Annotated in this window: 23 protein-coding genes; 9 read left to right on the top strand and 14 right to left on the bottom strand. The window is 64.6% G+C overall.

The features are described from left to right. Window positions 1-7: 7 nt before the first annotated feature. From AC1PZ7_RS12610 to AC1PZ7_RS12560, 11 genes are all read right to left on the bottom strand, one after another. Window positions 8-1,333 carry an ABC transporter substrate-binding protein gene (locus tag AC1PZ7_RS12610; protein ID WP_482355570.1) on the bottom strand — a complete coding sequence of 442 codons (1,326 nt, stop codon included), beginning with the start codon at window positions 1,331-1,333 and terminating at the stop codon, window positions 8-10. A 197-nt stretch (window positions 1,334-1,530) separates the two neighbouring features. After that, window positions 1,531-2,886, bottom strand: a complete 1,356-nt coding sequence (locus AC1PZ7_RS12605) for a sigma-54-dependent transcriptional regulator (RefSeq protein WP_482355569.1) — start codon at window positions 2,884-2,886, stop codon at window positions 1,531-1,533. Continuing rightward, complete coding sequence (locus AC1PZ7_RS12600; protein ID WP_482355568.1) at window positions 2,883-4,808, bottom strand: ATP-binding protein; 1,926 nt, start codon at window positions 4,806-4,808, stop codon at window positions 2,883-2,885. The genes AC1PZ7_RS12605 and AC1PZ7_RS12600 overlap by 4 nt, the downstream gene beginning before the upstream one ends. Beyond that, complete coding sequence (locus tag AC1PZ7_RS12595) at window positions 4,805-6,151, bottom strand: ABC transporter substrate-binding protein (RefSeq protein WP_482359635.1); 1,347 nt, start codon at window positions 6,149-6,151, stop codon at window positions 4,805-4,807. Before AC1PZ7_RS12595 ends, AC1PZ7_RS12600 begins: the two co-directional genes overlap by 4 nt. 103 nt (window positions 6,152-6,254) lie before the next feature. Next, a complete protein-coding gene (locus tag AC1PZ7_RS12590; RefSeq protein ID WP_482359634.1) occupies window positions 6,255-7,334 on the bottom strand; it encodes an IS630 family transposase in 1,080 nt (359 codons plus the stop codon). Window positions 7,335-7,402: 68 nt separating this feature from the next. Beyond that, window positions 7,403-8,164, bottom strand: a complete 762-nt coding sequence (locus AC1PZ7_RS12585; RefSeq protein WP_482355567.1) for an SDR family NAD(P)-dependent oxidoreductase — start codon at window positions 8,162-8,164, stop codon at window positions 7,403-7,405. Window positions 8,165-8,179: 15 nt separating this feature from the next. Next, window positions 8,180-8,983, bottom strand: a complete 804-nt coding sequence (locus AC1PZ7_RS12580; protein WP_482355566.1) for an ABC transporter permease — start codon at window positions 8,981-8,983, stop codon at window positions 8,180-8,182. Between the two features lie 4 nt (window positions 8,984-8,987). After that, a complete protein-coding gene (locus AC1PZ7_RS12575) occupies window positions 8,988-10,160 on the bottom strand; it encodes an ABC transporter permease (RefSeq protein ID WP_482355565.1) in 1,173 nt (390 codons plus the stop codon). A gap of 28 nt (window positions 10,161-10,188) precedes the next feature. Beyond that, complete coding sequence (locus AC1PZ7_RS12570) at window positions 10,189-11,250, bottom strand: extracellular solute-binding protein (RefSeq protein ID WP_482355564.1); 1,062 nt, start codon at window positions 11,248-11,250, stop codon at window positions 10,189-10,191. 32 nt (window positions 11,251-11,282) lie between these two features. Continuing rightward, window positions 11,283-12,380: an ABC transporter ATP-binding protein gene (locus tag AC1PZ7_RS12565; protein WP_482355563.1), complete on the bottom strand. Its 1,098-nt coding sequence runs from the start codon at window positions 12,378-12,380 to the stop codon at window positions 11,283-11,285. Window positions 12,381-12,410: 30 nt separating this feature from the next. Next, on the bottom strand, window positions 12,411-13,787 hold the full coding sequence (locus AC1PZ7_RS12560; protein ID WP_482355562.1) for an aminotransferase: 1,377 nt from the start codon (window positions 13,785-13,787) through the stop codon (window positions 12,411-12,413). 368 nt (window positions 13,788-14,155) lie between these two features. On the opposite strand from AC1PZ7_RS12560, the gene AC1PZ7_RS12555 reads away from it, so the two are divergent. Both AC1PZ7_RS12555 and AC1PZ7_RS12550 read left to right on the top strand, forming a co-directional pair. After that, window positions 14,156-15,634, top strand: coding sequence for an aldehyde dehydrogenase (locus AC1PZ7_RS12555; protein WP_482355561.1), 1,479 nt, complete (start codon window positions 14,156-14,158; stop codon window positions 15,632-15,634). 73 nt (window positions 15,635-15,707) lie between these two features. Then, a complete protein-coding gene (locus AC1PZ7_RS12550; protein ID WP_482355560.1) occupies window positions 15,708-16,610 on the top strand; it encodes a LysR family transcriptional regulator in 903 nt (300 codons plus the stop codon). 41 nt (window positions 16,611-16,651) lie between these two features. Here AC1PZ7_RS12550 and AC1PZ7_RS12545 read toward each other — a convergent pair whose 3' ends face one another. Together AC1PZ7_RS12545 and maiA are read right to left on the bottom strand one after the other, a co-directional pair. After that, window positions 16,652-17,122, bottom strand: coding sequence for a MarR family winged helix-turn-helix transcriptional regulator (locus tag AC1PZ7_RS12545; protein WP_482355559.1), 471 nt, complete (start codon window positions 17,120-17,122; stop codon window positions 16,652-16,654). 47 nt (window positions 17,123-17,169) lie between these two features. Beyond that, window positions 17,170-17,814, bottom strand: coding sequence for a maleylacetoacetate isomerase (gene maiA / locus AC1PZ7_RS12540; RefSeq protein ID WP_482355558.1), 645 nt, complete (start codon window positions 17,812-17,814; stop codon window positions 17,170-17,172). Window positions 17,815-17,927: 113 nt separating this feature from the next. Between maiA and hmgA the strand changes: the two genes are divergently transcribed. The 5 genes from hmgA to AC1PZ7_RS12515 are packed head-to-tail and all read left to right on the top strand — an operon-like array spanning window position 17,928 to window position 23,375. Continuing rightward, a complete protein-coding gene (hmgA, locus tag AC1PZ7_RS12535) occupies window positions 17,928-19,289 on the top strand; it encodes a homogentisate 1,2-dioxygenase (RefSeq protein WP_482355557.1) in 1,362 nt (453 codons plus the stop codon). Window positions 19,290-19,307: 18 nt separating this feature from the next. Further along, window positions 19,308-20,570 carry a fumarylacetoacetase gene (gene fahA, locus AC1PZ7_RS12530; protein ID WP_482355556.1) on the top strand — a complete coding sequence of 421 codons (1,263 nt, stop codon included), beginning with the start codon at window positions 19,308-19,310 and terminating at the stop codon, window positions 20,568-20,570. 11 nt (window positions 20,571-20,581) lie between these two features. Further along, window positions 20,582-21,532, top strand: a complete 951-nt coding sequence (locus tag AC1PZ7_RS12525) for an MBL fold metallo-hydrolase (RefSeq protein WP_482355555.1) — start codon at window positions 20,582-20,584, stop codon at window positions 21,530-21,532. 24 nt (window positions 21,533-21,556) lie between these two features. Beyond that, a complete protein-coding gene (locus tag AC1PZ7_RS12520) occupies window positions 21,557-23,179 on the top strand; it encodes an FAD-dependent oxidoreductase (protein WP_482355554.1) in 1,623 nt (540 codons plus the stop codon). 7 nt (window positions 23,180-23,186) lie between these two features. Beyond that, on the top strand, window positions 23,187-23,375 hold the full coding sequence (locus tag AC1PZ7_RS12515) for a DUF2783 domain-containing protein (protein ID WP_482355553.1): 189 nt from the start codon (window positions 23,187-23,189) through the stop codon (window positions 23,373-23,375). A 43-nt stretch (window positions 23,376-23,418) separates the two neighbouring features. Here AC1PZ7_RS12515 and AC1PZ7_RS12510 read toward each other — a convergent pair whose 3' ends face one another. Beyond that, entirely contained in the window at window positions 23,419-23,880 is a 462-nt protein-coding gene (locus tag AC1PZ7_RS12510) for an Lrp/AsnC family transcriptional regulator (protein WP_482355552.1), read from the bottom strand. A gap of 135 nt (window positions 23,881-24,015) precedes the next feature. Between AC1PZ7_RS12510 and alr the strand changes: the two genes are divergently transcribed. Then, on the top strand, window positions 24,016-25,137 hold the full coding sequence (gene alr, locus AC1PZ7_RS12505) for an alanine racemase (protein WP_482355551.1): 1,122 nt from the start codon (window positions 24,016-24,018) through the stop codon (window positions 25,135-25,137). A gap of 31 nt (window positions 25,138-25,168) precedes the next feature. Next, window positions 25,169-26,422: a D-amino acid dehydrogenase gene (locus AC1PZ7_RS12500; protein WP_482355550.1), complete on the top strand. Its 1,254-nt coding sequence runs from the start codon at window positions 25,169-25,171 to the stop codon at window positions 26,420-26,422. Window positions 26,423-26,747: the final 325 nt, after the last annotated feature.

Genomic DNA, 26,747 nt, shown 5'->3' with positions numbered 1-26,747 from the left:
TGGCGACTCAGTTTGCGAGCTTGGCGGCTTCCGCGACCTTGGCCTTCGCCTTGGCGTAGTGGTCCTTGGCGAACGAGGCCCATTGCTGCTCGATCTCGGCCTGGCGGGCGCCCTTCTCCTTGCCACCGCTGAACGCCGCGAGCACTTCCTTGCTCGACGCCTGCTCCTCGCTCACCGGCACGGCACCGATCATGGCGCGGGCTTCCTTGATGAGCGCGCGGGCCTGCGGATTGTCCTTGGCCGCGAGCTTGGCATCCACTTCGTGGATCGCCTTGGTGACCGACTTCAGGTCATCCAGCTGGAAGGAGATCAGCTGGTCGAACAGCGTATCGACCACCGCCGTGCGCTTGCCGGACTTGTCGACGTCGAACATCGTCATCGCCTTGAAGCGCGGGTCGGTGAAGGGGTTCGGGTAGCCCTCGGGCGCCTTGGCGTACACGGCGGGATTCACCGGCAGGCGGCGGATGCTGGGTTCAAGCAGCACTTCCTGGCCAGTGGGAGAGAGCAGGAAGTTGACGAACTTCGTGGCGTTCTCGGTGTTCGGCGCATTGGCGACGATTCCGACATTGGCCGGCACGACGGTAGTCACGGTGGGGTAGACGAACTTCACCGGAAAGCCCGAGCCCTGCGCGGAAAAGGCGAAGAAGTCGATGACGATGCCGTAGCCGACTTGCCCGGAATTGACCGCCTCCGGCACGCCGAACGAACGGTCGGTGATGGTCTGAAAGTTGCCGGCCATGTCCTTGATGGTCTGCCAGCCCTTGTCCCAGCCTTCACCCTGCAGGATCGTCTCGATGGTCAGGTGGGTGGTGCCGGAACGCGAGGGCGAGGCGATCGCGACATGGTCGTAATAGGGGGCCGTAGCGAGATCGCCCCACTCATTCGGCTCCGGCAGCTCATTGGCACCGACATAGCGGGTGTTCCACATGATGCCGTAGCCCGACGCCGCGAAGCCGAAATAATAGCCGTCCGGGTCGTTGATCGGGTAAGCGCCGATCTTGTCGGGAATGCCTTCGGCGGTGGGCGCGAACTTCTGCAGCAACTGCTTGGACTTCAGCACCTCGAACGCATCCGGCGCCGAGGCCCAGAACAGGTCGGCCTGAGGGTTGGAGCGGGTCTCGTCGAGATATTTCACGCCCGCATTGGTGTTGCGGTTCTGGACGTCGAGCACGACGCCGGGGGTTGCCTTCTCGAACGCGGCCTTGATGGGGTCGGTGACGTCCTTGGAGAAGGACGTGACGACGGTGACCTTGCCGGACTGCGCAACGGCAACCGGAATGGCGGTGAACGAGGCAAGCGCGAGGGTGGCCGCGAGGGCGGCAGAGCGGATCATGGCGTCTTCTCCCAATACTTTTGCTTTGGCGGCCCGAAGGCTGCGGCTTCCTATCCGCAACGAGCGTGCCAAAGTATGAGAGGGCCTGCTAAGCGTTGATATCGCTCGGCTTGGCCAAGGAAGGCGCGCCGGCACCTTCGCGCAGTTGGGCAATCCAGGTGACACCGCAAGCCGCGCGATGGGTCATTTCGGTAACGTCAGTCCTCAACCGCGTCGCGCTCAAGCCCATGCTTGCGCATCTTGAGGTAGAGCGTCTTGCGCGAGATGCCGAGCGCTTCCGCGCTCTGCCCGACCCGCCCGCCATGGCTCGCGAGAACCTGCATGATGGCCTGCCGCTCGGCGACATCCACCATCGCCTCCAGCGACTGCACGCCTGCTGGCTCGAGCACCGGCTCCTGCTCATCTTCCAGCCCGAGAACATGGCGCTCGGCGGCATTTCGCAGCTCGCGCACATTGCCGGGCCACGGTCGCTGCATCAGTTCGGCCAGCCTTGCGGCATCCGGCGGCTCGGCCGGCACTCCGTCGCGCTCCGCCAGCAAGGTGACGAAGTGCCGGAACAGTGCGGGGATATCCTCACGCCGGTCGCGCAGCGGCGGCAGCCGCACCGTCACGGTGTTGAGCCGGTAGAGCAAATCCTCGCGGAAGCGTCCCTGGCTCGAAAGCGCCAGCAGGTCGACCTTCGTTGCGGCCAGGACGCGGATATCGACCTGAATCTCCGCGTTTGACCCTAGCCGCTCGATGCTACGCTCCTGCAGGGCCCGCAGCAGGCGGGTCTGTGCCGCCAACGGCATGGATTCGATTTCGTCGAGGAACAGCGTGCCCTTATGGGCGTGCTCGATCTTGCCGATGCGCCGCTCGCGCGCGCCGGTGAAAGCCCCGGCCTCGTGCCCGAACAGTTCGCTCTCGATCATGTTCTCCGGGATCGCCGCGCAATTCACAGCAACGAAGCGCCCAGCGCGGCGACGACCGAAATCGTGCAAGGCGCGCGTCGCCATCTCCTTGCCTGTGCCGGTCTCGCCAAACACCAGTACGTCGGTACGGGTATCGGCCAGCACGGCGAGGGTGCGGCGCAGGCGCTGCATCGGCTCGGAGCGGCCGATGAGCCGCTTGGCCCAGGCATCCTCCACCGCGCCCTCAACGCTGGCCGCCTGCTCGCGCAGCGTCCTGTTCTCCAGCACCAGACGGCGCTGCTCCAGTGCGCGCCGGACAGTCTCGACCAGCAGCACCGGATCGGCCGGCTTTTCGATGAAGTCCCACGCTCCGGCCCGCAGCGCCTTCAGCGCCATCGGCACGTCGCCATGGCCAGTCACCAGAATTACGGGGATTTCGGCATCGAGCCGGCGCACCTCGTGGAGGAACGCGAAGCCGCCCATGCCCGGCATACGCACATCGGTAACGACGACGCCCTGAAAGCTCCGCGAGAGCTGCTTAAGCGCCGCAGTTGAACTGCCGAGCGGCATCACCGCCAGTCCATCGAGTCCCAGCGTCTGGCCATAGGCGTACCGGACCTCCTCGTCGTCATCGACCAGCAGCACATCAAGCGGGTTCGTCATGCGGCCTCGCGAAGTTCAATGGCGAACGTGCTGCCGGCCGGCGAACTCTCGGTCAGCAGCAGCCGCCCGCCAAAGTCGCGAATGATGTTAAACGACAGCGACAGACCGAGCCCAAGCCCCGAGCCCGGTGGCTTGGTGGTGAAGAACGGGTCGAAGATATCCGTGCGCATGCCGTCCTCAATCCCCATGCCGGTGTCGCTGATCGCGATGCTCACATGGTCCTCGCTGCGTCGAACCTCAACGACAATCCGGCGCTGCGCGGCGTCATGCACGGCGTCCATCGCATTGGCGATGAGATTGACGACCACCTGCTCCAGCCGCACCTCTTCCGCCAGCACATGAAGCCCGAATGGCACTACACGCACCACCTCGATGTGCTCATCGGCAATGCGCTGGGCAAACAGCGACAGCGCCCCCTCGATGACCGCGTCCAGGCTGACCGCGCCGATCTCGGGCTCGGGGCGCCGCGCGAAACGCTTGAGATGGGCGATGCTCTGCGCCATGCGGACGGTGAGTCCCTCGATGCGATTGAGGCTCGACGCGGCCTCATCGCTTCGCCCGCGCGCCAGCAGCACCGCGCCATTATGGGCGTGGGAGCGTATGGCGGCGAGCGGTTGGTTGAGTTCGTGGCCGATGCCGGCCGCCATGTGGCCGAGCGCGGCGAGCTTGGCGGACTGCACCAGTTCGTCCCGGGTCTGGCGAAAGATAGCGAGCGCATGGGACAGTTCGTCCAGCTCGTCCTCGCCGAAATAGCCGTGGGTCTTCGGTGCCGGCAAATCCACCGGGCCTCCATTGGCGATGGCGCCGGCCGCCAGTGTCAGTCGCTCCAACCGGGCGATCAGGCTGCGCCGGACATAGAACCAGCCGACGAGTACAGCGACGCCAAGCGACAGCAAGGCAATGCCGAGAAGAAGGCTGCGGCCGATAACGATGGCTTCCGCCGCCCGTGCCGCCGCCGCCCGCGCATCGGTCTCGATGTGCCGGGCCACCTCGCCAATATTGCTGCCCAGTTCGGAGGCGAGATCGCGGCTGGTGCCGAGCAGCTTCTGTCCTTCTTCTGATGCCGCTATCTCCGCTACGCGCAAGCCAGGCAGGCCGCTCTCGGCATTGGAGAGCGCCGCGAGACGGCTGACGATCTGGCGCACGGTGATGCTGTCGGCCCAGCTTTGCAACCGCTTGCTCTCGATCACCAGCTCGTCCACGGACTCGCCGAGAAAGTGCCCGGTCTGGCGCAGATCCTCCACCGTGCGCACGCTCGCCACCTGCCCAAGAAGCCCGATGGACAGATGCGCCTGCGCACTCAAAGCAAGGATCGCCTCGGTCTTGGCCGTCTCGTCGCGCAGCACACGCTGCGCCGCCAAGGCCGCATCGCCGGCCTGTCCAACCTGCTCGAGCGCGGCATGAATGTTGAACCGCGCATCCTCCACCAGCGGCTCGACCTCGTCGACAAGGTCAGCCTGCAGCCAACGGAGTTCATCGACGATGGCCCTCGTACGGGTCTCGATGTCGAAGCGGCGGCGGGCCGCGCCATCCACTGCGTCCAGATTTGTGCCGAGCGCTGTGACCAAACGCCGAAGCGCGCCAAAACGAGCGGAGGCATCGCCGGATGGCGCTGCATCCAGCAGGCGGCCGAGATCACTGAGCCGGCTCCGCGCGCGCTCCATTGCGGCATCATGGGCATCGCGTCGCTCGGCAGTGGCAAGCTCCGTGGCCGCGGCTGTCAGGCGGCCGCCAGCCTGCGAGAGCTGGGCGGCAAACGCCAGCGCCGGCACATGGCCACGGGCGGTCGATTCCAGCTCCGAGGACAGCCGGGCGTAGGAAAGCCAGCCGACGATGCAAGCGATGACCGCCAGCGCACCGACTCCGATGAAAGCGACGAGCAGGCGACCCCCAATGCCGAAGCGGGTCCTCTCCCCTGTCATTGCGCAACATTCCCGGCGCGTAGTGCGGGCAGACGCCCGAGTTCGACCAGCCGCCTTCGCGCTTTTTCCGCCGCCTCATGCGCATCGTTCAAATTCTGCGAGGTCCAGTCGCGGATGCGGGTGGTGAGCCGGGTCTGCTCGTCAGATGCCGGCAGGCCGCGCGGTACGCGCACCAGCTTGACGGTGCTGGCAAGTTCGGCGGCATCGCTCTCTCCGAAAGGCATTTCGCCGAGCTGCACCCGTGCCCGCGTCACCCCCTTGGCGGCATCGGTATCCGGGGCGGTCGAGAGGCTCGCCTCGATCTCGTAGATCGTACGCCAGATGTCGGCGGCTTCCGCCAAGCGGAAGGTGATGAGTTCATCGAACAGGATGTTGATGAGCTCATAGCGCTGCGCCGAACGGCCGGCGTCGAAGCTCCAGGTAGCCGCCTCGTCACTCAGCGCGAACGGATTGGGCCCTTCGGTCATGCCATCCGCATAGAATTCTGGGCGGATCGGCTGCCGGCCGACGCGGGCGTCGAGCAGCAGGCGCTGGCCCGGCACGGAAAGCAAGAAGTCGACGAAGGCATTCGCTGCCTCCAGATTCTTCGCACCCTTCAACAGGGCGATGCTGGCGGGAGTGAACACCTTCTGTTCGGGAAAGCTGAACTTCACCGGCGCGGCGTCCAGCTCGGTCGGCTGGGCGAGGAAGTCGATGGTGATGCCCAGGCCGAAGCGCCCGCGTGAAACGCCCGCTGCCACGCCGAAGCTGCGCGCCGTGACAGTGGCGAGGTTGCCTCCGACCTGCCGCCACACGGCCCAACCCTGTTGCCAGCCTTCCGATTGCAGCAGCGCTTCCACCATGAGGTGTGTCGTGCCCGAGCGCGACGGCGAGGAAATCCCGATATGGCCGTGATAGATCGGCGCCGTGAGATCGCGCCAGCGCTGCGGGACCGCAATCCCATAGCGATCGAGATAGGCCTCGTTCCACACCACCCCGTAGCCCGACAGCGCGAAGCCGAGATACATGCTGTCAGGATCATTGATTGGATACCCAGCCACGACCGGCGGGGCGCCGGTATCGCGCGGGGCGAGAGGCGCCAATTGGCCTTCCAGCTTCAGCAGCTCGAAGGCGTCGGGGGCCGATGCCCAGAATAGATCGGCGTCCAGGCGCTTGCCACCAGTTATCAGCGCTACCGCTGCGGTGGTCTTGCGCTGCACGAACTCGACGTCGACGTCGGGCCGCTCCTCACGGAAGGCCTTGCGGTACTGCTCGATCATGGAAGGCGGAAACGAGGTGACGATGCGCAGCGGCCGCGCGCAGGCCGGTACGGCGTTCACCATCAACACAAACATGGCGACCATCGCCAAGGCTGCGACGCGAACTTTCACCGCTTGCTCCCGGATATGTTGTCTCTGTTGCGACCACTTTCGCCGGAGTGCCTTAAACTCGCAACTAAGGCATTGCCTAGTGGATTGACTCCAACGCTTGGAACCCTCGGTTCCGTGCGGCGATGATGGCGTTGGGGTCGGCGCGCCAGACGAAGGGCCTGGGGGTCTGGTTGTGCTCGCCGATGAAGCGGTTGATGGCGGCTTGAAGATCGACGACGGAGCGGAAGACGCCGTTTTGCAGCCGACGCCGCGTCAGGACGGCGAAGAAGCCCTCGACGGCGTTCAACCACGAGCTGGACGTCGGCGTGAAGTGGAACGTCCAACGCGGATGGCGATCGAGCCAGGCGCGCACGTTCTCGTGCTTGTGGGCGGCGTAGTTGTCGAGGATCACGTGGACGAGCTTGCCGGCCGGGATGTCGCGCTCGAGAGCATTGAGGAAGCGGATGAACTCCTGATGCCGGTGGCGCTGCATGTTCCGCCCGAACACCTCGCCGGTCAGGACGTCGAGGGCTGCGAACAGCGTGGTGGTGCCGTTGCGCTTGTAATCGTGGGTCATGGTGGCACCGCGGCCCCGCTTCAGCGGCAGCCCAGGCTGCGTGCGATCGAGGGCCTGGATCTGCGACTTCTCGTCGATGCTCAGGACCATGGCGTGGGCCGGCGGGCTGACGTAGAGCCCGACGACGTCGTTGAGCTTCTCGGCAAAGGCGGGATCGTTGGAGAGCTTGAACCGCCGCCAGCGATGGGGTGCCAGGCCATGAGCTTTCCACATCTTCTGAACCGTGGAGACCGCAAGCCCCGCGACCTCGGCCATGGCGCGAGCCGTCCAGTGCGTCGCCTCAAAGGGCGGCGGCTTCAGCGTCATGGCGATCACGGCCGAGGTCTTGTCCTCGGCCACGGGCGGCTTGCCCGGCGGGCGCGTCTTGTCCCGCAGCAGCCCGTCGACGCCTTCCGTCATGAAGCGCGCCTGCCAGCGCCAGACGGTCGTCTTCGCCGTGCCGGTCTCGGCCATGATGGCGCTCGTGCCAACGCCGTCGCCGCTCATCAGCACGATCCGGGCGCGCCAGACGTGCTTCTGTGGCGTGTTGCGATCCGCGACCAGCGCGGCGAGCCGACGCCGGTCAGCCTCGCCCAGAGTGATCGATATCCCGTTGCGCATGCCCCAGACAAGCACAGGCGGCCACCGAACGGAATCCCTCCTCGCACTCTTCTGTTTCGGTCAATCCACTAGGTCGCTAAATAACCACCGTCTACTGCTATGGTACTTCCAGTGACATAGGTCGATAAATCGGACGCGAGGAAGACAACAGCTCCTACCAACTCCTCCGGCCTGCCAAACCGGGCCATCGGGATGCGGGCAAGAAGTCTGCTCCGACGGCCAGGCTCCTCGCGGGAGGGGCGGGTCATTTCTGTCTCGATCACTCCGGGGGCGATCGAATTGACGCGAATGCCGTCGTCAGCCAGTTCGCAGGCAAGAGCCTTGCTCAGCATCTGCGCTGCGGCCTTGGAGGTCGAGTAGGCAATCGAGCCAGGAGAGGCGTTGTAGGCCGCGATCGATGTGATGTTGATCACGGCGCCTCGGGTCCGGCGCAGGCTGTTAAGCCAGGCAAGAGTGGTATTTCGAATTCCATCGAGATTGACGTGTATCGCCCGTTCCCAGTGCAGATCCCGATCGTCGCTGTCGAAGCTGTGGCGAGGTCTTATGCCTGCATTGTTGACGAGAATATCGAGGTCGCCGAAATCGACCTCCATCGACGCCGCAGCGCGCTGGCAGTCCGCGATGCAGGCAACGTCTAGTTTAAGGCCAGCGCAGTCATAGCCATCGGCACGGAAGGCGCGCACGCGGGTCTCGAGGGTATTGGCGTCGATATCGCTGAGGAGCACTCGCGCGCCATGCTCGGCCAAGCCTCGGGCGATCGCGGCACCGTTGCCATTCGCGGCCCCGGTGACGAGCGCTAGCTTTCCTTCAAGGAGAGTGGTCGAAATCATGATGATAATGCCAGCTTAAGTGCGGACGGATGCCTGGAGAAGACGTCGGCGGCGGCGCTGAAGATGTTGCATCAAAAGGAAGATGCAGGTGGAGAACACCATCACGATGGTCGCGACGGCGGTGAGTTCGGGCGTGATGGTCTCGCGCAGACCGGAATACATCTCGCGCGGCAGCGTTCGCTGGTCTGGTCCCGCGATGAACAGAGCGATCACGACATCGTCGAACGAGGCCGCGAATGCGAACAGGGCGCCCGTGGCCATCGCGGGAGCGATCGAGGGCAGCGTGACCCGCCGGAATGAAGTGAGCGGGCGCGCACCGCAGGCGGCGGCCGCGCGCATCAGATTGCGATCGAGCAGTTCGATGGACGTCATCACGGGTATGATGACGAAAGGCACGGCGATCACCGTGTGCGCCAGCACCATGCCCGCCATCGTGTTGGTGAGGCCGAACGGCGCCAGGAACAGATAGAGCGCCACGGCGACCAGCACGATCGGCACGATCATCGGCGAGAGCACGAGCACCTTGATCGCGTCGACGCAAAAGCCTTTCCGATGGGCCAGACCGAACGAGGCCAGCGTACCCACGATAACGGCGAACACAGTCGCCACGGCTCCGATCAGCAGCGAGTTGAGGAAGGCGGAGAACCATCGCGGCGAACTGAACACCGCCTCGTACCAGCGCAACGACAGGCCCGGCAGCGGATAGGTCAGAATGCTGTTGGAGGAGAACGACAGCGGGATAACGGCCAGGACGGGTGTCAGCAGGAACACCAGAACCATCCCGCAGAACACCCGGAAGACAAACTGGAACAGTGTCATCGTCTTACCCCAGCGAGATCGCGCGACCGCCCGACAAACGCTGGGCGACGAAGTAGAGCGCGATGGTAACGACCAGCAGCAGCAGGCCGAGCGCCGAGGCCAGCCCCCAATTGCCTGTCGTGGTGGTGTAGGTGGCGATGAACGCCGACAGCATCTGGTCTGCAGGGCCGCCGACGAGAGCCGGCGTCACGTAGTAGCCAAGCGACAGGATGAAGACCATCAGACTGCCGGCGGCGATGCCGGGCATGGCGAGAGGCAGGTAGACGCGCCGGAAGGCGGTCAGCGGGTGCGCGCCCAGACTTGCGGCTGCCCTCATGTAACCGGGCGGTATACCCCGCAGGATGCTGTACAGCGGCAGGATCATGAAGGGCAGCAGGACATGGGTCATCGCGATGATCACGCCGGTCCGGTTGAAGATCATTGCGAGGGGTTCGTCGATGACGCCGAGAAAGCGGAGCGTGCTGTTGATGAGCCCCTCCTTTTGCAGGAGCACGATCCAGGCCGTGGTGCGCACCAGCAGCGAGGTCCAGAAAGGCAGCATCACCAGGACCAGAACCCAATCGGCGACGCGCTCGCTTGCCGTCGTCATCAGCACAGCCACCGGAAAGCCGAGAAACAGGCAGATGAGCGTGACCGTACCGGCGATCAGCAGCGTTCGGCTGAGCACGTCAAGGTAGATCCGGTTTTCGACCGGCGCTCGCGTCAGACTGCCCTCCGGCGTGCGCTGCAGGTCGACGGCGGCGAGAAGGTAATGATCGGTCAGCGGCATACCGCTTCGCTTGACCACGGTGAAGAACGCCGGCGTCGTGAGCACCGGGTCGATCGCCTCGAAGAATGCGGCGTCGAATGCCGTCCCGGATGCCGCGCCGCGCACGGCTCGTCCTGCGCGCGAAAGCGCCGATCGCAGACCCGGAACCTCGTAATTCATGCGGCGGGATGCATCCGCCATCGAGCCCGCCTGCGTGGTGGAGGCGAGATCTTCGGCGAGGGACGGATAGGCCCGGTGCGGAACGGGAGTGTCGCTGCTCCAGTTCGCGAGTGCCGCGAGCGTCTCCGGCATCGCGTTCGCAACTTCGTTCTGCCTCACGCTGAACGAGAGAAACCAGGCCATGGGCACGATGAAGAACACCACGAGAAAGCCGGTGAGTGGCAGAAGCAGAAGGTTTTTCCTCGTCATGCCCATGTTCCTGGTCATAGCGTCACGATCACTTCGTGCCGGCCCAAGCGGCCCAGCGTTCATTGAGGTCGTCGTAATTGTCGATCCAGAACTCCGGGCTATCGGGGATGGCTACCGCGAAGTTCTTGGGGTTGGACGGAAGATCCGCCATGTACTTTTCGGCGATCAACGGTATCGCGCCCTTGTTGGTCGGGCCTGAACGGTTGAGCGGCACGATTTCGGCCTGGGGCTTGGCGCGGGTGGAGAACTCGACGAGTTCATAGCTCTGCTTCAGGAAGGGCGTTCCTTTCATGATGATCCAGCTATCCATCGTGTAGATCGACTGATTCCAGATGATGCCGAATTTGGTGCCGTCGTTCTCGTTGGAAGCCGTGATGCGGGAATTGAAGGTCGTCGACATCACGACATCGCCGGCCGCGAGCATCTGGGCGGGCTGCGAACCCGACTTCCAGAACAGCAGGTCGCTCTTGATGGTGCTGAACTTGTCGAAGGCGCGCTTTACGCCTGCGGGAGTAGCGAGCACCTTGTAAATCTGATCGGCCGGCACGCCGTCGGCGAGCAGCGCGATCTCGAGATTCCATTTCGGCCCGTTGCGCACCGCGCGCTTGCCGGGGAATTTCTTGGTGTCGAAGAAGTCCGCCCATCCCGTCGGCTTCGCGCCGGGCCGTGCCGTGTCAAAGGCCAGCACCACATTGTAGATGACGGCGCCGACGCCGCATTCATGCGTCGTTCCCGGCAGGAAGCGGTCCTTTCCGCCGACCAGCCCGAGGTCGACCTTCTCGAACAGGCCTTCCTCGCAACCGATGGCCAGTTCCTCGGCCTCGACCTGAACCACGTCCCAGCTATTGCTGCCGCCTTTGATCTTGGTCCGCAGCGTGCCGATGCCGCCATCCCAGTACTCATCGACGAGTTTCAGTCCCGTATCCTTGGAGAACGGGCCGAACATGAACTCGCGTTGGGCCTCCTGGTATTTGCCGCCCCACGACACAACGGTGAGATCGCGGGCAAAGGCGTTCGTCGACGACAGCCCCACGGTCAGGACCGCCGCGAGCGCGAGGGTTCGACCATGCCGTTCCAGAAGGTGCTTCATCTGTATTCCCCTGATTTCTGATTATTTCGACATCACAGTATCCAGGCATCTTGCCACCCGAAGTTCAGACGCACGCTCTCGCCGATACGCAGTCCTCCCGGAAGCTGGGACGGACTACACTTCACCATCCAGGGCAGAAGCGCGCCGGGCAGGTCGGGCCTGAGGATCAGGCGCCAATGGTCTCCCTGATGGATCATGTCGGTCACTGTTGCGGGCACGCGATTACGCGTTCCCTCGCCATCCTCGCCGCCTCCGAAGAGCAACGTTTCCGGCCGGATGCACAGGCTCGCCGTGGTGCCGACCTTGAGCGCACCGGGGTGGCTGCGGCCGCTGAAGATCTTGTCTCCGCAGCAGATTCGCGCGGGAAGACCGGGCCCGCCCGTCTCGACGATCGCTCCGTCGGCGGTGTTGTTGTCCCCGATGAAACCGGCGACGAAGCGATTGCGCGGCGCGTCGTAAAGCTGCGAGGGCGCGCCGAGTTGCTCGATCCTCCCACGATTGAACACCGCGATACGGTCCGACAGCGTCATGGCTTCGGCCTGGTCATGGGTCACGAACACCATGGTCACGCCGAGTTCGCGGTGCAGCCGGCGTATCTCGAGTTGCAGCTCTTCGCGCAGGCTCTTGTCCAGCGCGGAAAGTGGCTCGTCCATCAGCACGAGCTGCGGGTCGAAAACCAGGGCCCGCGCGAGTGCGACACGCTGCTGCTCGCCGCCCGAGAGCTGGGAGGGCCGCCGGTCGGCATGGCGGTCGAGCCTCACCTTGCCAAGCGCGTCGGTCACCCGCCGGCGGATCTCGCTCGTCGCGACCTTGCGCATTTCGAGCGGGAAGGCGACGTTCTGCGCAACCGTCATGTGCGGGAACAGCGAGTAGCTCTGGAACACCACCCCCATCTCGCGCTCATAGGGCGGCAGATCCTCGATATGTTGCCCGTCGAGCAGGATGGCACCGGAGGTCGGCGCCTCGAACCCGGCCAGCATCATCAGCGTCGTGGTCTTTCCCGAGCCGGACGGCCCGAGGAACGTCATGAACTCGCCCCGGTCGATGATGAGGTCGAGGTTCTCGACTGCAACGACGCCGCCATTGACGCCGTACGCCTTATGAATGCGGTCGAAAACAATGAAGCTCATGGTCGCTGTTTCTCTCTTGGGAACACGCCGTCATGCCGAGGCCGAAACCCAGTCCAGCGCTTCGTCGAGAACCCTTCCGAGGATGGCGAGTATCTCGTCAACCTCCGGCTCGGTGATAATCAGGGGCGGAGCCAGCGCAATGATGTCGCCGGGGATCGCCCGTATCATCAGGCCGTGTTCCATCGCCCGCCGCAGCACCCAGCCACCGACACCGCGCTCGGGTTCGAAGGGCCTGCGAGTCTGGGGATCAGCTGAAAGCTCGAGCGCCCCGATCAGGCCCAGCCCCCTCGCCTCGCCGACAAGGGGATGGGAAGCGAGGCGCTTCAAGCCGGCCTGCAGATGCGCGCCGACTTTCCGGGCGTGCTCGATGATGCCGTCCTGCCGGTAGAGACGGAGCGTCTCCAGAGCGACCGCCGCCGAGACGGGATGTCCGCCATAGGTGTAGCCGTGGCCGAAATAGCCGACACTGTCGCTGCCCTCGCGCAGCACCTGGCAGATGGGGTCGCTCACATACAGCGCGGAGATCGGTGCATAGGCGGCCGACAGCATCTTCGCGACGGTGATCATGTCCGGCTTGAGGTCGAACACCTGCGTGCCGAAGGGCGCGCCGAGCCTGCCGAAGCCGGAGATCACCTCGTCGGCGATAAAGAGAATGTCGTGCTGCTTCAGTAGAGCCTGAATGCGCGGATAATACTCGGGTGGCGGGATGATGACGCCGCCGCCGCCGATGACGGGCTCCGCAATGAAGGCGGCGATCGTATCCGCCCCTTCGCGCGCGATAAGCTGCTCGATCTCGTCGACCAGCCGGTCCGTATAGTGCGGCAGGCTCTCGCCGGGGAGGCCATTGCGGTAATAGTGCGGGGCACTTACGCGCAGGATGCCGCCGATCGGCAGATCGAAGATCTGCCGGGCACCGGGCAGGCCGGACAGGGCGGAGGCGACCGCGGTGCTACCGTGATAGCTGCGCTCGCGGGCAATGAACTTCTTCTTCTCCGGCCGCCCGAGCACGTTGTTGTAATAGTGCACGATCTTGTAGGCGGCATCGTTCGATTCAGAACCGGAATTGGCGAAGAGCACGCGCCCCATCGGCACCGGCGCCCAGTCCATCAGCTCGTTCACCAGTTCCGTCACGACGGAGGGAACCCGGCCGTTAAACGAGTGATAATACGGCATCTCCAGCATCTGCCGGTAGGCGGCGTCGGCGAGCCGGCGCTCGGAAAAGCCAAGGCTCGCGCACCACAGCCCCGCCATCGCTTCGATGTAAGAACGCCCGTTCTCGTCGACGACGCGGATGCCCTCGCCGCCGGTGATCACCAGAGGGCCATCCGTCTCCACCTGCCGCATATCGCTGTAGGGGTGGAGGTGATGTGCCGCATCGACCTTGCTGGCGCTGCTGCGATTGTGCACGCACTGCATTCCTTCTCGTCGAACGGCCTCGCGCTGGACAAGCGCGGTCCGGCCGGAGCATCGCCCCGGAGTCCAAGTGCTGTCGGTTCTATCTGAATGCGGAGAAGGCGACAGGAAGCGCCGTTCGCTGTAGAAACATATCGACCGATACGGTCCTTTCCTAACGAATAAAACGACACTCGGCACTGTCGGGAAAGTCGAGGCCGTTTGGTGGCAAACGGCCCGATGGCGCGAATTCCGACAGGGCCAGGGCGAAGAAAATTCGTTACCGGACAGTTCTCCAGATGGACTAGCTTCCGACCGAACAGCCGGGGCCTCACCCCGTCGAAGCGACCTGTCCTCCCGTGACATCAGAGGCGAACCGCCCCATGACCGCTACGCCCCGTTTCCAGATGTTCGTCGACAACAGCTTCGTCGATTCACTCTCCCGCAACTGGTTTGCGACCGACAATCCCGCGACCGCGACCCCTTGGGCGGATGTTGCCGCTGGAACAGCCGAGGACGTCGACCGCGCGGTGATGTCCGCGGACAGGGCGTTTCGCCGACCAGACTGGGCCCGCATGAGCGCGTCTGATCGCGGGGTCTTGCTGGGAAGGCTCGCGGATCTGATCGCGGCCCATGCCGATGATCTGGCGCTCGCGGAGACGCGCGACAACGGCAAGCTGCTTGCCGAGATGCACGGCCAGATGGCCTACATGCCCCGCTGGTATCGCTATTTCGCGGGATTGGCCGACAAGGTCGAAGGCGCCGTGCTTCCTTCCGACAAGCCGGACATGGTTAACTTCACGCAGCTCGAGCCGCTCGGCGTGGTCGCGGCGATCGTGCCGTGGAATTCGCCGCTTCTCCTCACGGCGTGGAAACTGGCTCCGGCGCTTGCCGCCGGCAATACCGTGGTGATCAAGCCGTCGGAGTTTACCTCCACCTCCATCACGCCGTTCCTGAAGCTGGTGCGCGAGGCGGGCTTCCCGCCGGGCGTGGTGAACGCCATCACCGGCACCGGTCCCGAGGTCGGAGCGGCGCTCGTCGCCCATCCGCGCGTGCGCGCCGTTGCCTTCACGGGCGGCGAGGCCGCTGGCATTGCGATCGCCGAGAGCGCGGCACGCAAGCTGATCCCGGTCACGCTCGAACTCGGCGGCAAGAGCGCGAACATCGTGTTCGCCGATGCCGACCTTGATCGCGCGGTAAACGGCGTTGTCGGCGGCATCTTCGCGGCGACCGGCCAGACCTGCGTCGCCGGCTCGCGGCTGATCATCCATTCCTCCATCGCCGCGGAATTCGTGGAGCGCGTGCTCCGGCTGGCGCGGACCGCGCGGATCGGGGACCCGACCGATCCCGAGACGCAGGTCGGTCCGGTGACGACCGAGCAGCAATTGCGCCATATCCTCAACCACATCGACGGCGCCAAGGCGGACGGCGCGACCTGCGTGCTGGGAGGGCGGCGCGCGAATCGGGAAGGATGGTTCGTCGAACCCACCATCTTCTCCGGCGTCGATGCGGATTCACGGCTTGCCCGGCAGGAAGTGTTCGGGCCGGTGCTTGCGGTGATGCCCTTCGACGACGAGGCCGAGGCCATCGCTCTCGCCAATGCCACGGAGTACGGCCTCGCCGCCGGCATCTGGACCCGCGACCTGAACCGCGCGCACCGCATGGCGCGGGCGGTGGAGGCGGGCTCGGTGTGGGTCAACACCTACCGCACCTCCGCTCCCATGACGCCGTTCGGTGGCTACAAGCGGTCGGGGCTCGGCCGCGAGGGCGGTGCGGATGCCATTCGCCAGTTCCTCCAGGTCAAATCGATCTGGATCGACCTTGGAGACGCCGCGCCGCCGCCCTTCGTCATGCGCCTGTGAGTTCGCGAGGCGTTTTACGGACCGACTTGGCCGATTATCCGATATTGCCTAGCCTTGAGCCGGGAGTAACGGAATGACGCTCAAGCAGCTCGAGGCACTCTATTGGTCGGCCATTCTCGGCAGCTTCGCGCTGGCGGCCGAGCGGCTTTTCATGACCCGCTCCGCGTTGTCGAAGCGCATTCAGGAGCTGGAGGCCGAGGTCGGCGAACCCTTGTTCGATCGGTCGGGTGCCAGCGCGCGCATTACCGAGGTCGGCGAGCGGGTGTTCGCCAAGGCCGAGCAGATGCTGGCCATGTGCGACGAGATCCTCGTTGCCGCCAATGTGCCCCAGCGCGTCAGGGGCACGTGCCGCTTCGGCATAAGCGAGCTTATGGCGATGCAGTGGCTCACGCGCATCGTGTCGGAAGTGCGCGCGAGCTATCCCGACGTGGTGATCGAACCGCATGTGGCCGTGACGCGCGAACTCCTGCGGGACGTGGAGCGCGGCGAGACCGACTTCGCGCTCTGCGCCGGCACCTCTCCCGACCCGCAGATCCAGTCGGAGCAGATCGGTCGTGTCGAACTCCATTGGGTCGCCGCCCCCAGCCTTCCGATCGAGGGCGGCGTTCTCACCGCCGAAACGCTGCAGACGCATCCGGTGATCTCGATGTCGGTGCAGGCGGGCAGCACCATCAACCTGCAGAACTTCAGCGCCGAGCACGGCCTGAAATTCCGCCGCATCGTCGCGTCGAACAGTCCTGAAGCGGTAGCGGCCGTGACGATCGCGGGATTAGGCATCGCGCTTCTTGCGGGCCCCTTCGTGGAGCGCTTCATCCGCAGCGGCGAACTGGTGCGGCTGGAAGTCGAGGATCGGTTGCGGGTGCCCGATCTCGCCTATGCCCTGCACTGGCGTGCCGACAATAGCCGGCTACTGGCTCGTACCGTGCGCGACATCGCGCACCGAATCTGCACCGAGGGCCGCACCGACGCCGCCTAGGTGGCGCCCTACCCCTCAACCTAGGCGATCCGGTCCCGACCTCAGTCGATATCCGCCTCGAGGCTCGGCTCCGCGATCAGGCGCCTGAGCATTTCTTCGAGCTTGTCGGCATCCCTCGTGCCGAACGCTTCACGCAACGAGCTGTCATAGCTGCTCGCGAGTTCGCCGAGCCGCGCGAACACGTCACGTCCGCTAGGGGTCAGGATGAGAAGCTCGGCGCGCCGGTCATCCTCTCGCCGGCGCCGCGCGAGCCAGCCATGGCCCGCCAGCGCCGACACCGCACGGCTCACCTTGGTCTTTTCGACATGCGAGATCCGGCAGATGTCGCGCGCTGTCATTTCGCCGAACCGCCCGAGATTTGCCAGCACTCGCCACTGCGTACGGGTCATGCCGTACTCGGCCTTGTAGAGCGCATGGAACGAGCGGCTGGTCGCTTCCGCGGCCTGATTGAGGAGATAGGGCAGGAAACTGTCGAGATCGAAAGTGCCCTTGGGCCCCGTGTCCTTGCTCATGTCGGCCGATACCTCTGCGGGCGAAACTCCAAAGCGCTTAAACCCTGTCACGCATCCGGCGCCGCGACATCGGGATGGGCCGCCGCGAAGGCCGGCAGCGCCTCCAGCTGCGTGGATATACCCAGAATTCGCGGAAATCCAACGAGATCCACGCCCCAGCGCCGCGCGTTGTAGAGCTGCGGGACGAGACAGATGTCGGCAAGCGTCACCTGCTCGCCATGGCAGTAGCTTTCCGTCGGCCCGGAACCGAGCATCGCCTCAAGTCCCGCAAGGCCGGCGGCGATGAAATGGGCCATCCATCCCTCGCGAGAGATCGCGCCGCCTGAAGCGGCTGTCGCATGGCGGACCACGGCGAGGTTGCTGACCGGCTGAATCTCCATGGCCACCGCCATCGCCAGCGCACGCACCCTCGCCCGCTCACTCGCCGGAATGGGCAGGAGGTGCGCGCCATGGACCTCGTGGAGGTATTCGAGAATGGCCAGCGACTGCGTCAGCACCAGACCGTCAATCTCGAGCGTCGGCACCAGCCCCTGCGGGTTGCGATCGAGATTGGCCGCTTCGCTCTGTTCGCCCGCCAGCAGGTCGACCGGGCGCCTTTCATAGGCAAGCCCGGCAAGGTTCAGCCCGATGCGCACCCGGTAGGACGAGGAAGAACGCCAGTAGTCGTGAAGCACAATCCTCGTGTCGGCCATGACCGCCCCTCCTGTTCCACGGCTCGGAAGATGAGGCGGAAGCTACTTGACATAGTTGCAATTGCAACCATTATCTCCGGGAACAACACATATCGAGTTCGGGAGGCTCGCCGATGAATGCCAATGTCCTGCCGGCTGGAATGATGCGTGCGGCCAGCTCCAGCGGAATCCTCGACGGGTATCAGCCGGGCTTCGGCAATGATTTCGAGACCGAAGCGCTGCCCGGCGCTTTGCCCCAGGGGCAGAACAGTCCGCAGAAATGCGCCTATGGCCTTTACGCGGAGCAGCTTTCAGGCACCGCCTTCACGGCACCGCGCGGCAAGAACGAACGCACCTGGTGCTACCGCATTCGCCCCAGCGTGAAACACGTCACGCGCTTCGAGAAGATCGACGTGCCGCACTGGCGCAGCGCCCCGCACGTCCTGCCAGACATCGTCTCGCTCGGACAGTATCGTTGGGATCCGATCTGCCGCTCCTATACTCCGCTGGACTGGGTCACCGGCATGCGGACCATGACCACGGCGGGCGACGTCAATATCCAGATCGGCATGGCGAGCCATGTCTATCTGGTGACGCACTCCATGGTGGATCAGTATTTCTTCTCCGCCGACAGCGAACTCTTGGTGGTGCCGCAGGAAGGCCGCCTGCGCTTCTGCACCGAACTTGGCATCATCGATCTTCAGCCCAAGGAAATCGCCATCCTGCCGCGCGGGCTCGTCTATCGGGTGGAGGTGCTCGAAGGGCCGTGCCGCGGCTTTGTCTGCGAGAATTACGGGCAGAAATTCGAGCTACCCAACCGTGGGCCGATCGGCGCCAACTGTCTCGCCAACCCGCGAGACTTCAAGACCCCCGTCGCCGCATTCGAAGACCGCGAGACCCCCTCCACCGTCATCGTCAAATGGTGCGGGGAGTTCCATCACACGAGCATCGGCCACAGCCCGCTCGACGTCGTCGCCTGGCACGGCAATTACGCGCCCTGGAAATACGACCTGCGAACCTACTCGCCGGTAGGCGCCATCCTGTTCGACCATCCGGACCCGTCGATTTTCACCGTTCTCACCGCGCCCTCGGGCCAGGAGGGGACGGCCAATATCGACTTCGTGCTGTTCCGCGAACGCTGGATGGTGGCGGAGCACAGCTTTCGGCCGCCCTGGTACCACAAGAACATCATGTCGGAGCTGATGGGCAACATCTACGGCATCTACGACGCCAAGCCGCGAGGCTTCGTTCCCGGCGGGATGTCCCTGCACAATTGCATGCTTCCGCATGGCCCCGACCGCGCCGCCTTCGAAGGCGCCTCGAATGCCGAGCTTCGCCCCGAAAAGCTCGACGAGACCATGTCCTTCATGTTCGAGACCCGCTTCCCGCAACACCTGACGGCCTTCGCCGCCGAGCAGGCTCCGCTGCAGCAGGACTACATCGATTGCTGGTCGAGCCTCGACAGGAAGTTCGACGGCACGCCCGGCCTCAAGTGAACTCGCGAGATCCTTTTCATGTCCCTCCTTCGCTCATGGGTCGGCTCCGCAAACGCGCCGGGTAGCCCGTTTCCGCTGAACAATTTGCCATGTGGAATGTTCTCGCAGCCGGGAACGCGCGCTCGATGCGGCGTCGCGATAGGCGACGCGATTCTGGATGTCGCCGCCCTCGAAGCCGCGGGCCTGCTGATCCTCGATGGATCACCGCTGCTGCAGCAGCCCGAATGGAATCTGCTGATGGCGGCCGGCCCCAAGGTGTGGCGGCAACTGCGCGCACGACTGGTGGAACTGCTGACCGAAGGCTCGCCCCATCAGGACACCGTGGTGCCGTTCCTAGTCGCGCAGTCGGAAGCGCTTCTCCATCTGCCGTTCAAAGTTGCGGAGTACACGGATTTCTACGCCGGCCGGCATCATGCCGAGAATGTAGGGACGATGTTCCGAGGCGCGGCCAATGCCTTGCCGCCCAACTGGCTGCACATGCCCATCGGCTATAATGGCCGGGCCTCCTCGGTTGTCCTGTCTGGCAGTCCCGTCAGGCGCCCTTGGGGACAGGTGAAGAGGGCCGACGAGACCGTACCCGTCTTCCGTCCTTCGGAGCGCTTCGATCTGGAACTCGAAATTGGCGCCGTGGTCGGCATGCCCTCGGAGCACGATCGCCCGGTTACCGTCGCCGAAGCTGAGGCCATGATCTTCGGCTACGTGCTGCTGAACGACTGGTCGGCACGCGACATCCAGTCCTTCGAGTACCAGCCGCTTGGTCCCTTCCAGTCAAAAGCAACGGCGACCACCATCAGCCCGTGGATCGTAATGGCGGCAGCGCTGGAACCCTTCCGCATTCCGGTACCGGAGCGCGAAGAGCCCCTGCTCGATTATCTGCGGGAACCGTGGCCGATGCGCCACGATATCAACGTGGAAGTCGCGCTTCTTCCGGCCAATGGCGAGGAGACGGTGATCAGCCGCACGAATTCCAGCGAACTCTACTACTCCGCGGCGCAGCAACTCGCCCATCACACCGCCTGCGGCTGCCCGATGAACAGTGGTGACCTTCTGGGATCGGGCACGATATCCGGACCGACCCGCGAGAGCCGCGGCAGTTTGCTGGAAATCTCCTGGAACGGCACCGAGCCGCTGCGTCTCCCCGGAGGCCTCGTCCGGCGCTACATCGAAGATGGCGACACCATCGTTTTGCGCGGACACGCAGCGGGCGCGGACTACCTCATTGGCTTCGGCTCCTGCTCGGGCACGCTGCTGCCGGCCCTCCCCGATCCCTACGCACGCTGACAGGAGCCATTATGGCCAAGGCCTTTGCCTCGCAGGCAGACCTGACGGAAAAGACCACCAGCTTCACCGAGATCGGCGAGGGCATCTATGCGTTCACCGCACAGGGCGACCCCAACTCGGGCGTGATCATCGGCGACGACAGCGTGATGATCGTGGAAGCCCAGGCGACGCCACGCCTTGCGGCGCGTGTCATCGAGGAGGTGCGCCGGGTCACTGACAAACCCATCACCCATGTGGTGCTGACGCATTATCACGCGGTGCGGGTGCTCGGCGCGTCCGCTTTTCCCGCCGGCCAGATCCTCATGGGCGAGGTCGCGCGCGCGATGATCGCTGAGCGCGGGAGCGAGGACTGGGCCAGCGAGTTCCAGCGCTTTCCACGCCTGTTCCAGGGGCATGAGGACATTCCCGGCCTCACCTGGCCCACCACCACCTTCCGCGACCGCATGACCGTTTACCTTGGAAGACGACGTGTCGATCTGCTCCATCTCGGCCGCGCCCACACGGCGGGCGACATCGTGGTGCATGTGCCGGACCAGAACGTCATGTTCACCGGCGACATCGTGGAGGCGCACGCGGCCTGCTACTGCGGAGATGGTCATTTCCGCAACTGGGGGCCGACGCTCGAGCGCATTCGCGCCTTCAACCTCGACGCACTGGCGCCAGGCCGCGGCGACGCGGTGATCGGCCCCGCCAATGTGGGCAGCGCCATCGACCGGACCCGTCACTTCCTGGAAGCGACCTTCCAGCCGGCCGCCCGGATAGCTGCCCGCGACGGCACGCTGAAGCAGGCGTGGGACGCCGTGCGTGCCGTCTGCGACCCGCTGTTCCGTGACTACGCCATCTACGAGCATTGCCTGCCGTTCAACGTCAGCCGCGCCTTCGACGAAGCGCGCGGGATCGACCATCCACGGATTTGGACCGCCGAACGCGACCTGAAAATGTGGAACGAGCTTCAGGGCTGAGAAACCTGAGCCGAGGGGGAAACGATGAAGGAAGCTGCCGCGCGACGCCACGACTTGGCGTTCCGCCTCTATCCCTATGAGAGGTCCGCCGACCAGGACACGCCGGAGCCGACGCGCAAGAGCGTCGTCGTCATCGGGGCCGGCCCCGTTGGCCTGGCGGTGGCGCTCGATCTTGGGCTTCAAGGCACCCCCGTGCTGCTTCTGGACGATCAGGAGGGCGCGAGCACGGGTAGCCGGGCGATCTGCTTCTCCAAGCGGACGCTCGAAATCTGCCAGCGCCTTGGCGCCAGCGGCCCGATACTCGACAAGGGCGTCGTCTGGAATGTCGGCAAGGTCTTCCGGCACGACAGGCTGGTCTACGAGTTCAACCTGCTGGCCGAAGAAGGACATCGCTTTCCGGCCTTCGTGAACCTTCAGCAGCCTTACTTCGAGAAGTTCCTGCACGACCGCATCGCCGAGCTTCGCGCGGCGGGAGCGCCCATCGACATACGCGGCGGCAGCCGGGTCAGCGCCGTCGAGACGCTGGACGATCGGACGCGGCTGACCGTTGAAACGCCGGACGGCCCGTACCGCATCGACGCGGACTGGGTCGTCGCCTGCGACGGCGCGCGCTCGCCGATGCGCGGAATGCTGGGTCTGGACTTCCCCGGTCGCGCCTTCGAGGACCATTTCCTGATCGCGGACGTCAGGATGGCCGCCGATTTCCCGACGGAGCGCTGGTTCTGGTTCCAGCCCTATTTCAAGTCCGGCGACAGCGCGCTGTTGCATCGCCAGCCCGATGGAATCTGGCGGGTCGATTTCCAGCTTGGCCGCGACATCGACCGCGAACGCGAGCTGGAGCCGGAGCGCGTTCGCGCGCGCGTCGCGGCCATGCTTGGCCCGGATGTCGAGTTCGAGGTGACGTGGACGTCGATCTACAGCTTCCAGTGCCGGCGCATGAGCGCGTTCCTGTATCGCCGGGTTCTGTTTGCCGGGGACAGTGCCCATCAGGTGAGCCCGTTCGGCGCACGCGGCGCTAATTCCGGCATACAGGACGCGGATAATCTGTGCTGGAAGCTCAAGCTGGTCATTGACAGGCGTGCCGACACACGGCTGCTGGAGAGCTACAGCGAGGAACGTATCACCGGGGCCGACGAGAACATCCTCCATTCGTCCCGCTCGAGCGACTTCATCTCGCCGGACACGCCGATCACGAGGCTGTTCCGCGATGCGGTACTGGACCTCGCCGAAACCCTGCCTTTCGCGCGCGTGCTGGTCAACTCGGGCCGCCTTTCCGTGCCCTGCGTCTATGATGGAGGATCCCTGAATGGCGGGGATCACGACACCCTGCCCGTCCGCACCCGCCCCGGCGCGCCGCTGCCCGATGCGCCGACTGCCGATGGGTGGCTGCTGTCGCGGCTGCCGCAGGGCTTCACTCTGCTGGCCGTCGATACGGACGTGCCGGAGACGCTTCTCCTCCACGGCATCCGTGTAAATCGTCTTTCGCTGTCGGCGGTGGGTAATGAGATCCTGCGCAGCCGCCTGCTGGGAGACGCGGATCGCGCGGTCTATCTGATCCGCCCGGATCAGCATGTCGTCGCGCGCTGGGTCGATTTCGATCACGCCGCGCTCACGGCTGCGCTCGCCCGCGCTCTTGCACTCTCATGAGGTCGCCATGCTGATCATCACGTCAAATCTGCGCCGGCCGGACGACGTATATGCGCGCCTTCTGGCGGCCCATAAGGGGCTCGACGAGGCGGAAAGCGCCGCGTTGAACGCCCGGCTGGTGCTGATCCTCATCAACCATCTCGGGGCGGACGGGTTGATCGACGAGGCTATCGATCTCGCCGCGAAACGGGCCTGAGGCGCGCGAGACAGGCGCCGAAAGGCCGAGCACGAAGCACCCGCTAGCGCCTCATGCGCCGGCTTCCGAGGACATTGCGGATCGAGAAGCTGGACTGGATGCGCAGCACGCCCGGCATGGTCGAGAGTATCTCGGTATGGATGCGCTCGAACTCGGCGGCATTCTCGACCTCGACACGCAGTAGATAATCCGCTCCGCCGGTCATGAGATAGCACTCCTGAATTTCTGGGTGCCAGCGCACGGCGGCTTCGAAGCGCTTCAGGTAATCCTCGGTCTGCCTCTCCAAAGTGATGGAGATGATAACCGCCATCGCCGCGTCGCGCGTGGCATGGTCGACCAGCGCCGTGTAGCCGCGGATGGCTCCGCTGCGCTCCATCATCTTGATGCGACGCTGACAAGTGGACGGCGACAACCCCACCTCGCCAGCGATCTTCGCCGTGCTCATCCGCGCATCCAGACGAAGGAGCCGCAATATGTTTTGGTCGGTGGCGTCGAGGGCGCTCATGGCAGATCCGTTCAAAACCTGAGCGTTTCAATCATATTCGAGTATTCGTCGCAATAAGTGTGCACTATTCGACCGCCATATCCACCAATCCTGCGCTAGATTTCTCCATCGATTGGGTTCGCGAGGGGACTGGCGATGTTCAGCGACATTTCAGAACAGCGTGTAGCGGCCGATACCGCGCCGGGCATCCTCACCATTGACCTGCGAGCTCTGACCACAAATTATCGACTGCTCCAGCAACGGGTGGGAAGCGCGCGTGTCGCGGGCGTGGTGAAAGCCAATGCCTACGGGCTTGGAGCCTCGCGAGTAGCTCCCGCGCTTTATTCCGCCGGTTGCCGCGACTTCTTCACTGCCCAATTCAGCGAAGCGCGGGAGATCCGTCCCATTCTCGGGCCGGACGCGTGGATCTACGTTCTCAACGGGCTGCAAGCCGGGGCCGAAATGGCCTGCGCCGAGGCGGGCATAGTCCCCGTATTGAACAGCATGGAGCAGATCGACAACTGGGCGCGCGCGGCGCATGCGCGGAAGACCGCGCTCCCCGCCCTGCTCCAGTTCGACACCGGCATGTCGCGCCTCGGCCTTGCTCCTGAGGACCTCGCGACGCTGTTGGCGCAGCCATCGCGGCTCTCCGGTGTACGCGTGCTCTATGCCATGAGCCATCTCACCAGCGCGGACGATCCGGAAAGCGCGCAGAACACCGGCCAACTCGCCACGATGCGCCGCTTCGCATCCGCCTTCCCCGGCACCGAGCCCTGTTTCGCCAACTCAGGTGGCATCTTCCTTGGGGCCGATTATCACGGCGCGCTGGTTCGGCCCGGCATCGCGCTTTATGGCGGCGCGCCGAGCGCGGGCGTGTCCAATCCTATGACACCGGTCGTGCGGCTCGACGTGTGCGTGGTGCAGACCCGCACCGTGCCGGAAGGCGCTCGCGTCGGCTATGGCGGCGCGTATGTCACTGCGGGAGAGACCCGTCTCGCGACCATCGCCGCCGGCTATGCCGATGGGCTGCCGCGCGCTTTGGGCGATCGTGGCGCGGCTTACTTTGGCGAGGTGAAGCTTCCCATGGTTGGGCGGGTCTCGATGGACAGTCTGACGCTCGACATTACCGCCCTCCCGGCAGGGACGCTGAAGCTCGGCAGCCTCGTCGAGATCGTGGGTCCACACCAGTCGCTGGAAGCCCTCGCGCAGGACGCTGGCACCATTTCCTACGAGATCCTGACCTCCCTCGGCAGCCGCTACCACCGCGTCTATCGCTGAAGGGCGGGCGAGAGAACAACCAGAGGCCGTCATGAACATCGTCATACTCGGGTCGGGCGTCATCGGCGTCACCGCCGCCTATTATCTCGCAAAGGCTGGCCATGAGGTCACGGTGCTCGACCGCCAGCTCGGTCCCGCGCTCGAAACCAGCTTCGCGAATGCCGGTCAGGTGTCGCCGGGCTATTCCGCGCCCTGGGCGGCACCCGGCATTCCACAGAAGGCGCTGAAATGGCTGCTCATGAAGCACGCGCCACTGATCATCCGGCTGCAGACCGACCTTGCCACGTGGCGCTGGATGCTGTCGCTGCTCACCAACTGCACGGCCGAACGCTACGCGGTGAACAAGGGGCGCATGGTGCGCCTCGCCGAATACAGCCGCGACTGCCTGATGGAGCTCCGCGCTGAAACCGGCATCGCCTATGACCAGCGCGTGCAGGGCACGCTGCAGGTATTCCGCACCGCCAAGCAGCTCGACGGCGTCGGCAAGGATATCGAGGTCCTCAAGGCGGGCGGCGTGCCCTTCGAATTGCTGGACCGCGCCGGTTGCGTCACGGCGGAGCCGGGACTGTCGCCTGCGGCGGAAAAAATAGTCGGGGGACTGCGTCTTCCGGGCGACGAGACCGGGGACTGCTTCAAGTTCACCAATGCCCTCGCGAACATCACTCAAGGACTGGGCGTGACCTTCCGCTATGGCGTCGACATTCGAAGCCTGAAGATCACGGGCGGAAAGGTCTCCGCGGTCGAGACCTGCACCGGCGATGTGAGCGCCGATCTCATCATCGTCTCGCTTGGCAGTTTCTCACCGCAACTCCTAGCGCCGCTGGGATTGAAGCTGCCAATCTATCCGGTGAAGGGCTACTCTATCACTGTGCCTATCGTCGACGAGGCGCGGGCACCGCTCTCAACCGTCATGGACGAGACTTACAAGATCGCCATCACGCGGCTTGGCAACAGAATCCGAGTAGGCGGCATGGCGGAAATCGCCGGCTTCTCGACCGACCTTCCGCCTGCTCGCCGCGAAACGCTGGAATATTCAGTGGAGGATCTGTTCGGCGGCGCGGGCGACCAGAAGCAGGCGACGTTCTGGACGGGGCTTCGCCCGATGACACCGGACGGCACCCCGATCATCGGAATGACACGCTATCCGAACCTCTATCTGAACACAGGACACGGCACGCTGGGATGGACCATGTCCTGTGGCTCCGCCCGTTTCCTTGCCGACTTGATCAACAGCAAAGAGCCCGAGCTTAATTACAAGGACTATTCACCAACCCGATATTCATGATGCCGCGCCACGAACGCTCCAGTATTGAGTATAGGCATCATGAGCTGCTGCCGGTCTCGGACCTGTGTCGCAAGCACGGGGTCAGCGACACCACGGATCCGAGATTGTTCGGGGCGCGCGCCGATCAAGCGGTGAGAGCGTCATCGAATTACGGGCGGAAGGCTAGTTAGCGCCTTCCGCTGTCGTCGCAGGCCAAACTATTGGATGCAGAACGGCAGCTATCTGCCGAGCGGTAGCCAAAACCGGCCAGTCCGCTCCCGGCCCCAAACCGGCCATTCGTCGTCGTCGCAGCGAACCTCTAGTCCTGCGCGATCCGGCTCCTTAC

Source organism: Ancylobacter sp. TW_SC_1, assembly GCF_056836805.1.
The sequence above is the reverse complement of the archived record's forward strand: the minus strand, read 5'-3'. Positions and strand labels throughout refer to the sequence as shown.